The sequence below is a fragment of the Paraburkholderia oxyphila NBRC 105797 genome (assembly GCF_000685075.1).
Lineage (GTDB): Bacteria > Pseudomonadota > Gammaproteobacteria > Burkholderiales > Burkholderiaceae > Paraburkholderia > Paraburkholderia oxyphila.
Genome location: NZ_BAYD01000206.1, coordinates 1 through 6567, shown reverse-complemented (window position 1 = coordinate 6567; position 6567 = coordinate 1). Strand labels below are relative to the sequence as shown.

The following is a 6567-nucleotide window of genomic DNA, read 5'->3' as shown; positions in this document are numbered from 1 at the left end:
TCCGCCAGTTCCCCGCTAGCGGTCATGCGCCTGCCGAGCTTGAGGGCTTCCTGGAGGACGGTTTCCGGCAAGCGCTATCCGGCAAAAACCGGATCATTTATCAGGTCCGTGACGATACCGTTTTCGTTCATCTCGTGGTCGATGTGCGACGCGACCTGCCGTCGCTCCTCCAAAGAATCGTGCTTCGCCTGATGTAACGGGGCCGCACGGCGGCCCTGTCCAGCACATGCCGCGCGCGACAGTACGCCAATCAGCATTGCCTCCGGTTAACGGTCTGCCCTCGACAACCGCCAATGAACCAGAACAAACCGTGGAGCATCGACGACATCACGCCTCAGCACGGCAGGCGTGTCATCATCACAGGGGCCAACAGCGGCATTGGCTATCACACCGCTGCAATGCTGGCCCGCAAAGGCGCGGAAGTCGTGCTCGCCTGCCGTGATGAACAGCGCGGCGCCGATGCCCTGTCCCGCCTGCAGAGGGAACTGGCAGACGCTCCATTGACGCTCCAGCGGCTAGATCTCGCAAGCCTTGCTTCGGTGCGCGCCTTCTGCGAGCGCGAACTCAAGCAAGGCCGGCCGCTCGACATCCTCATCAACAACGCGGGCGTCATGGCGCCCCGCCGGCGCCTCGAAACGGTCGATGGCTTCGAATTGCAGTTCGGCACCAATGTACTTGGGCACTTCGCCCTGACGCGCCTGCTGTTGCCTGCGCTCGAGATGGCGGCAAAAGTGTCTGGCCAGCGGCCACGCGTGGTGACAGTTGCCTCTGTCGCACACAAGACCGGGCGGCTCGACTTTGACGACCTTCAGGCAACGCGTCATTACAAGCCGATGACCGCCTATCGACAGTCGAAGCTCGCCAACCTCATGTTCGCGTTCGAACTCGATCGCCGGTTGCGCGCCGCACGATCGCCCGTAATGTCAGTTGCCGCGCATCCCGGCGTTGCCAATACGAATCTGTTCCGTGCCGACCATTTTGGCGCAAGCCCGATGATCCGGTCTGCGCTAGGCAGCCTGATTTATACGCTGTTTAACAGTGACCAGACCGGCGCACTTTCGACGCTTTACGCCGCCACAGCGGTCGATGTCGTCGACGGCGGCTACTATGGTCCACTCGGATTATTCGAAACACGCGGTCAGGTTGTGGGACCGGCCAACGTCGCCAGTCAGGCAAGAAACGGAACCGATGCAAGACGCCTCTGGCAGGCCTGTGAATCGCTAACTCGAACCGCGACTGGATAGCGTCCGCCGCGGATTGTGGCAAACATGGGTCGCGAGACACTAATCATTAAATCTTGAATCCTAATCAAAAAATTTGATCATCTTAATTATGTTAAATGATATGGATGGTCTGCTGATTCGATACGAAAAACTGACGCAAGACCAAGGGTGCCGCAATGTACCTTAGTCCCTCTCAATTTACTCGGATTTTCACCGCTTCTGCAGCGTTCCAGAGCATGCAATCTGAACAGTCTAATTCAACTTCGCGAACCGCTTGCGCCAGTTTTGCGGTGTCTCGCTACGAGTTCCGTCCTTTCACGCAGTTTCGTGCTCCGTCCCGCTGGCGCGTCCCGGCGCATTCGCAGCCTGGCGGGACAGCCCCGGCACCCGAACCCGGAGAGCCACCGCCTCTACCTCCGATGGATTTGTCCAGGTGCAGATCGTCAGTGAGTGAAGGTACGCACTGTCACCAGATGTAAGTCGTGTGGATTCTCCGTCGACCGACATCAGCAGCTCTCCCGCAAGCACATGGATGAACTCTTCAGATGTGTTTGCGGCCTCCGGCGAATACACGTGACCAGACGGCACACGCGTCATGATCACGTCAAGCGCATGGTCCGCGGTCGCGACTGATAGATATGCGTGTTTCGCTCCCGACCCGTCGTCCTTAACAAAACGCATTTCGCCGGCGCGCTGAACATAGCATCCCGTTACGGCGGCTGCGAGCAGAAAATTTGCCGACACTCCGATGGCGTCAGCGATTCTGGTCAGCGACGATACCGAAGGCGCCGCGCGGGCACGCTCGACCTGTGACAGGAATGGCTTAGAAATTCCCGCCGCTCTCGCGACGTCATCAAGCGTCATGCCAAGAGACCTGCGTATGGACCGGATGCGTGCCCCGAGTTTGGAAAGGCTTCGCGCATTGCGATTTAACATACGCATCCTTGCGTTATTACTGATAGCGCGCCAAAAATGAAAAGGACTCCTAGAGTAACGATATCGGTAAAGCGCGCCTTCGTGTGAATCTCCGCGATCACTCTAGCCATACGAAGCGCACGATATCGGGTCACTGCATCGATGATTCATCCTGATCCGAAGGGCTCGCGCCTGTCGAGCCCCGCCGATCACCTTCGCATTTATCTACGCACGTGCAGCTTGTTCTTCACGGTCGTTACGCCCTTGACGGTCGCGGCTGCCACGGAAGCTGCCTGGATCTGGTCAGCCTGCGGCACTGAGCCACGAAGCGTTACTGTCCCGTGGTACGCGCGTACCTTCACCTTTGAGTCATCGACACCAGCGCCCTGGATCGCGGTGAGGACGTCTGAGGCCAGCTGTTTGTCCCTCGCCTTCGACGCCACAAGGGCAGAAGCCGCCTCGGGCGAGATTGGCGCTCCCCCGCCCTGCGCCGAAGCAGCGGACGCGATGACTATAACCAGCAACGCTGCACATACTTTGAGAGTCCGGGTAGACATTGTTCTTTCTCCAGTTGATTGACCTGCATTTCCCAAATTTCCAGCATTAAGTTGCTGCCCCATATCGGGAGGCTCCACCTAACTGCAACCGCGAACCAGATGACAGTGGCACAACGGACCCGCGGCACATTGGGGTCAACTCAGCCGATGGACATCAGACTCGCGTTGCCACCTGCTGCTGCCGTATTGACGCTTACCGAACGTTCCGTGAGCAGACGTTCGAGTGCGTAGTCTTCATCGACGCTCCTGAGCACTTGCGGCCCGATGCCTTGCACCGACACGATCGGACCCGGACGCCTAGCCACTTCCTTCACGAGGCCGAGCAGCTCGTCGCTGTCGCCTTCGAAGAGCACGGCGTCGAACTCGGCATCGGCGCTCTTCTTCACCGCGACGTGCGCCTTGAGCGCCGCCGGCAGCGCGTTCACGAGCGCCTCGCCCGCCGCGCCCTGGAACAATGCGCGGTTGCCCGTGGCCAGCACGACGGCGAGCTGCGCACGCGCGCCCGTCGGCGTGGAGGCCACGCACAGCACCGTGCCGCGCGCCGAAAGGGTATAGGTATTGCGCTCGCCCGTCGGTCCCGGTAGCACAGCCGGTGCGCCCGCAAGCACGTATTGCAGATAGCCGTCGCAGCGCGCGGCGAGCGCCGGCTCACGCTCGGCGATGAGCCAGTCGCGCAACGCCGTGAGCGTCGAATGCGCTGACTGTGGCGTCGAGAGCGGCGCGCGCTTGTCCGCGGCGTCTTCCTGCGGTGCATCCACCACGAGCGCCTTCGAAAGCGACTGCGGCAGACCGGCCGGACGCTTGGACAGCAGACGCGAGAGATACAGCGCGCCCCCCGCCTTCGGCCCCGTGCCCGAGAGCCCTTCGCCGCCGAACGGCTGCACGCCCACCACCGCGCCGATCACGTTGCGGTTCACATAGATATTGCCCACATGCGCGCGGCCGACCACATGCGCGATCGTTTCATCGATACGCGTATGGATGCCGAGCGTGAGGCCGTAGCCCGTCGAGCGAATCTGCTCGAGCAGCTTGTCGAGCTGGCTGCGGCGATAGCGGATCACGTGCAGCACCGGGCCGAACACTTCGCGCTTGAGCTCGTCGAGACTGTCGATTTCGATGAGCGTCGGCGGCACGAAGGTGCCCTGCGCGCAGCTATCGGGCGTGGGCATCTGCGTGACCTTGCGGCCTTTCTCGCGCATCGCGCCGATATGCGTGTCGATGCCGCGCTTCGCGTCGGTGTCGATCACCGGGCCCACGTCGGCCGAGAGGCGGTCGGGGTTGCCCACCGCGAGTTCCTTCATCGCGCCCGTGAGCATTTCGAGCGTGCGTTCCGCCACGTCGTCCTGCAGGCACAGCACGCGCAGCGCCGAGCAGCGCTGGCCGGCCGAGTCGAACGCGCTTTGCAGCACGTCGGCCACGACCTGCTCCGCGAGCGCCGACGAATCGACGATCATCGCGTTCTGCCCGCCCGTTTCGGCGATCAGCGGAATCGGGCGGCCGTCCGAATCGAGACGCTGTGACAGCGTCTTGTTGATGAGGCGCGCGACTTCGGTCGAGCCCGTGAACATCACGGCGCGCGTGCGCGCATCGGCGACGAGCGCCGCACCCACGGTTTCGCCATCGCCCGGCAGCAGTTGCACGGCGCCCGCGGGCACACCCGCTTCGCGCAGGATGCGCACGGCCTGGGCGGCGATCAGCGGCGTCTGCTCCGCGGGCTTCGCGAGCACGGTGTTGCCCGCGGCGAGCGCGGCGGCCACCTGGCCCATGAAGATCGCCAGCGGGAAGTTCCACGGGCTGATGCAGACCACCGGGCCCAGCGGCCGATGCGTGTCGTTCGAGAACTCTTCGCGGATCTGCGTGGAGTAGTAGCGCAGGAAGTCGATGGCCTCGCGGATTTCCGCCACGGCGTTCGGCAGCGACTTGCCCGCCTCGCGCACGATCAGGCCCATCAACGTATGCATCTGCGCTTCGAGCAGGTCGGCGGCGCGGGCGAGGCAGTCGGCGCGCGCTTCCACGGGCGTCGCCTGCCAGATCGGTGCAGTGACCACGGCGTGCGAGAGCGCGGCGCTCACGTGCTCGCTCGTTGCTTCCACAACGGTGCCCACGAGATCGCGATGATCGGCGGGATTGCGTACGTCGCGCGCGGTGCCGACGGCGGCATCGACGTCGGCGAGCATCGGTGCGGCGCGCCACGGATTATGCGCGCTCGCGAGCAGCGCCGAAGACAGCGATGCCAGGCGATGCTCGTTCGAGAGGTCGAGGCCCATCGAATTCTGGCGCTCACCGCCAAAGAGATTGCGCGGCAGCGGAATCTTCGCGTGCGGCGCGCCCAGCGGCACGACCTTCGCGGCTTCGTCCATGGGGTTCGCGACCAGCTCGCTCACCGGCACGGTTTCATCGGCGATGCGGTTCACGAACGAGGTGTTCGCGCCATTCTCGAGCAGGCGGCGCACGAGATACGCGAGCAGCGTCTCATGCGTGCCGACCGGCGCGTAGACGCGGCACGGACGGTTGAGCTTGCCCTGCGAGACCGGGCCCGTGACTTCCTCGTACAGCGGCTCGCCCATGCCGTGCAGGCACTGGAACTCGTACTGGCCGGGATAGTAGTTCTGGCCCGCGAGGTGATAGATCGCCGAAAGCGTGTAGGCGTTGTGCGTGGCGAACTGCGGATACACCGCATCGGGTGCGCCGAGCAGCCGCTTCGCGCAGGCGATGTACGAGACGTCGGTGTAGATCTTGCGCGTGTAGACCGGGTAGCCTTCGAGGCCGTCCACCTGCGCGCGCTTGATTTCCGTATCCCAGTACGCGCCCTTCACGAGGCGCACCATGATGCGGTGACGGCTGCGCCGCGCGAGATCGACGATGTAGTCGATCACGAACGGGCAGCGCTTCTGGTAAGCCTGCACCACGAAACCGATGCCGTTCCAGCCCTGCAGTTCCGGGTCGAAGCACAGCGCTTCGAGCAGGTCGAGCGAGAGCTCGAGGCGGTCGGCCTCTTCGGCGTCGATATTGAGGCCGATGTCGTAGCGGCGCGCGAGCACAGCAAGCGCGCGCACGCGCGGCAGCAGCTCGCTCATCGTGCGCTCCTGCTGCGCGCGCGAGTAGCGCGGATGCAGCGCGGAGAGCTTGATCGAAATGCCGGGGCCTTCGTAGATGCCGCGCCCGCCCGCAGCCTTGCCGATCGCGTGGATCGCCTGCTCATAGGAGGCGTAGTAGCGCTGCGCGTCGGCTTCGGTGGTGGCCGCTTCGCCGAGCATGTCGTACGAGTAGCGGAAACCGCGCGCTTCGAACTTGCGGCTATTGGCAAGCGCTTCGGAGATGTTCTCGCCCGTGACGAACTGCTCGCCCATCAGGCGCATGGCCATGTCCACGCCCTTGCGGATGAGCGGCTCGCCGCCCTTGCCGATCATGCGCGTGAGCGCCGAGGACAGCCCCGTCTCGCTGTTGGTTGTCACCAGCTTGCCGGTGATCATGAGGCCCCAGGTGGCGGCGTTCACGAACAGCGAAGGCGCGTGGCCCACGTGCGATTTCCAGTCGCCCTTGCTGATCTTGTCGCGAATGAGCGCGTCGCGCGTGGCGCGGTCGGGAATGCGCAGCAGCGCCTCGGCGAGGCACATCAGCGCCACGCCTTCCTGGCTCGACAGCGAGAACTCGTGGATCAGGCCTTCGACGCCGCCGCCGGTGCCCTTGGCGCGCAGCGCCTCGACGAGCTTGGTCGCGAGCTTCGTGACGTCGCCGGTCAGGTTCGCGGGCAGGCGCGCCTCGCCGATCAGGAACGGCACGCACTCCGGCTCAGGACGGCGATACGCGGCCGTGATGGCCGCGCGCAGCACCGACTGCGGTTGCACGTTCTGGGCGAACTCGAGGAACGG

Annotated in this window: 5 protein-coding genes; 2 read left to right on the top strand and 3 right to left on the bottom strand. The window is 63.9% G+C overall.

The genetic code is table 11. The features are described from left to right. Positions 1-197: type II toxin-antitoxin system RelE/ParE family toxin (locus BO1_RS47760; protein ID WP_028223630.1), on the top strand; the 197-nt coding region annotated here is incomplete at its 5' end. Positions 198-293: 96 nt separating this feature from the next. After that, positions 294-1244, top strand: a complete 951-nt coding sequence (locus BO1_RS47755; RefSeq protein ID WP_028223629.1) for an oxidoreductase — start codon at positions 294-296, stop codon at positions 1242-1244. Positions 1245-1538: 294 nt separating this feature from the next. Here the strand turns inward: BO1_RS47755 and BO1_RS47750 are convergent, their stop codons facing one another. The 3 genes from BO1_RS47750 to putA form a co-directional block, all read right to left on the bottom strand. Further along, positions 1539-2159 carry a helix-turn-helix domain-containing protein gene (locus BO1_RS47750; protein WP_281179264.1) on the bottom strand — a complete coding sequence of 207 codons (621 nt, stop codon included), beginning with the start codon at positions 2157-2159 and terminating at the stop codon, positions 1539-1541. A 200-nt stretch (positions 2160-2359) separates the two neighbouring features. Then, a complete protein-coding gene (locus BO1_RS62235; protein ID WP_028223627.1) occupies positions 2360-2695 on the bottom strand; it encodes a BON domain-containing protein in 336 nt (111 codons plus the stop codon). Between the two features lie 140 nt (positions 2696-2835). Continuing rightward, a partial coding sequence (gene putA, locus BO1_RS47740; RefSeq protein ID WP_028223626.1) for a trifunctional transcriptional regulator/proline dehydrogenase/L-glutamate gamma-semialdehyde dehydrogenase occupies positions 2836-6567 on the bottom strand: 3732 nt, incomplete at its 5' end.

What these genes read in the sequence shown, in the direction of transcription:
- BO1_RS47755 (WP_028223629.1), top strand. Translation starts at nt 294, where the DNA reads ATGAACCAGAACAAACCGTGGAGCATCGACGACATCACGCCTCAGCAC.
- BO1_RS47750 (WP_281179264.1), bottom strand. Translation starts at nt 2,159, where the DNA reads ATGTTAAATCGCAATGCGCGAAGCCTTTCCAAACTCGGGGCACGCATC.
- BO1_RS62235 (WP_028223627.1), bottom strand. Translation starts at nt 2,695, where the DNA reads ATGTCTACCCGGACTCTCAAAGTATGTGCAGCGTTGCTGGTTATAGTC.